Source organism: Acholeplasma sp. ORD1043 (genome assembly GCF_057808485.1).
Genome location: NZ_JAQLOJ010000023.1, coordinates 1 through 3,035, shown reverse-complemented (window position 1 = coordinate 3,035; position 3,035 = coordinate 1). Strand labels below are relative to the sequence as shown.

General features: G+C 48.7%; 2 rRNA genes. Both read right to left on the bottom strand.

Annotated elements, in window-relative coordinates:
* Positions 1–2: 2 nt before the first annotated feature.
* Positions 3–114 (bottom strand): 5S ribosomal RNA (rrf, locus tag PG914_RS06865).
* A 44-nt stretch (positions 115–158) separates the two neighbouring features.
* Positions 159–3,000 (bottom strand): 23S ribosomal RNA (locus PG914_RS06860).
* Positions 3,001–3,035 lie beyond the last annotated feature (35 nt).

Here is a 3,035-nt window from a genome sequence, read left to right as displayed (position 1 = left end):
ATGCCTGGCAACGACCTATTTTCGCTATTTGTATTAACTATCGTCGGCGCTAAGGTGCTTAACTTCCGTGTTCGGGATGGGAACGGGTGGATCCACCTTGCCATTGTCACCAGACATACTCTCAAAACTAGATAAATTGAAGTCATAGAATTTTTTTATAGGTTAAGTCCTCGACCTATTAGTACTAGTAAGCTGAACACGTCACCGTGCTTACACACCTAGCCTATCAACCATGTGGTCTTCATGGGGTCTTACTAATTGGGAAATCTCATCTTAAGGTGGGCTTCACGCTTAGATGCTTTCAGCGTTTATCCCTTCCGCACATAGCTACCCAGCTGTGGATCAGGCGATCCAACTGGTGCACCATTGGTGCGTCCATCCCGGTCTTCTCATACTAGGGACAGCTCCCTTCAAATTTCCAACGCCCACGATAGATAGAGACCGAACTGTCTCACGACGTTCTGAACCCAGCTCGCGTGCCGCTTTAATGGGCGAACAGCCCAACCCTTGGAACCTACTTCAGCTCCAGGATGCGACGAGCCGACATCGAGGTGCCAAACCGCTTCGTCGCTGTGAACGCTTGGAAGCGATAAGCCTGTTATCCCCAGGGTAACTTTTATCCGTTGAGTCACGGCCCTTCCATTCGGTACCGTAAGATCACTATGTCCGACTTTCGTCCCTGCTCGACTTGTTTGTCTCGCAGTCAAGCCACCTTCTGCCATTGCACTCTATCGAATGATTTCCAACCATTCTGAGGTGACCTTCGAGCGCCTCCGTTACTCTTTGGGAGGCGACCGCCCCAGTCAAACTGCCCACCAGACACTGTCCTCCCGGATCCACTCCGGCGAGTTAGAAACTAAGTGCACGAAGGGTAGTATCCCAACGACCGCTCCATCGATACTAGCGTACCAACTTCTATGCGTCCTACCTATCCTGTACATCTTACACCCAATTTCAATATCAAGTTACAGTGAAGCTCCATGGGGTCTTTTCGTCTAATCGCGGGTAGCCGGCGTTTTCACCGGCAGCTTGATTTCACCGAGTCTGTTGTTGAGACAGTGCCCAAATCGTTACGCTTTTCGTGCAGGACGGAACTTACCCGCCAAGGAATTTCGCTACCTTAGGACCGTTATAGTTACGGCCGCCGTTTACTGGGACTTCAATTCAATGCTTTGGTTTAACCCTGACATCTCCTCTTAATCTTCCAGCACCGGGCAAGCGTCACCCTCTATACTTCACCTTACGGTTTTGCAGAGAGCTGTGTTTTTGTTAAACAGTCGCTTGGGCCTTTTCTCTGCGACTTCTCGTTTTCATAAGAAGTCCCCCTTCTCCCTAAGTTACGGGGTCAATTTGCCGAGTTCCTTAACAACAGTTTTCTCGCGCGTCTTAATATATTCTACTCACCCACCTGTGTCGGTTTACGGTACGGGCAGTATACTGATTAACCCTAGAAGCTTTTCTCGAGAGTTTGAACTCATACGTCATCAGTCTCAGCCTTAACGTGTGCCGGATTTGCCTAACACACAGCCTCGATTCCTTTTCGCGAAAGCCATTCATCGCGGACGCTTATCCTCCTCTGTCACTCCATCAGTCAATACACTGGTACTAGAATCTCTACTAGTTATCCATCGGCTACGCTTTTCAGCCTCACCTTAGGCCCCGACTTACCCAGGGCGGACGAACCTTCCCCTGGAAACCTTGGGTTTATGACGGACAGGATTCTCACCTGTCTTTTCGTTACTCACACCGGCATTCTCACTTCCTGCCGCTCCACATGTCCTTACGATCATGCTTCGCCGCAACAGGAACGCTCCCCTACCACTTAAAATATTCTTTACTTTAAATCCGCAGCTTCGGTAATATGCTTAGCCCCGGTACATTTTCGGCGCAGAGTCACTCGACCAGTGAGCTTTTACGCACTCTTTAAATGATGGCTGCTTCTAAGCCAACATCCTGGTTGTTTGTGCATCTCCACTTCCTTTTCCACTTAGCATATATTTTGGGACCTTATCTGGCGATCTGGGCTCTTTCCCTTTTGACCACGAACCTTATCACCCGTAGTCTTACTGCCATGCATCTTTACTGACATTCGTAGTTTGATTGGGCTCAGTACCCCGAGGTGGGGCCATCACACATTCAGTGCTCTACCTTCAATAAAGTTCCGCTTGACGCTATCCCTAAAGATATTTCGGGGAGAACCAGCTATCTCCAAGCTCGATTGGAATTTCTCCCCTAGCCACAAGTCATCACCGCTATTTTCAACTAACGTGTGTTCGGTCCTCCATAAGGTGCTACCCTTACTTCAACCTGCTCATGGCTAGATCGCCTGGTTTCGGGTCTACATCACACAACTTCGCGCCCTATTAAGACTCGCTTTCGCTTCGGCTCCGGACCTTCATCCTTAACCTTGCTATGTAACGTAACTCGCCGGTTCATTCTACAAAAGGCATGCCATCACCCATTAACGGGCTCTGACTATTTGTAAGCATACAGTTTCAGGTTCTCTTTCACTCCCCTCCCGGGGTTCTTTTCACCTTTCCATCACTGTACTGGTTCACTATCGGTCACCAAGTAGTATTTAGCCTTAGGAGATGGTCCTCCTATCTTCAAACGGGATTCCACGTGTCCCGCCCTACTTTCTAACAGCACGGATTATATCATTTCGAATACGGGGGTCTCACCCTCTATGCCCGACTTTCCCAAATCGTTCTTCTATCATATAATTTTGTAACCTAAGCTGTTTGGCTCCTCCGCGTTCGCTCGTCGCTACTAGCAGAATCGTTTTTACTTTCTTTTCCTGTAGGTACGTGAGATATTTCAATTCCCTACGTTTCGCTCAGACCTAAGTCTGTGACATGTCTTCCACATGCCGGGTTCCCCCATTCGGACATCTACGGATCGTCGCTTACTTACAGCTCCCCGTAGCATTTCGGTGTTAGTTCCGTCCTTCTTCGCCTCTTGGTGCCAAGGCATCCACTGTACGCCCTTTCTTCCTTAACCTTCTTCTATGACTTCTTTTATCTACTTTTCAAAGA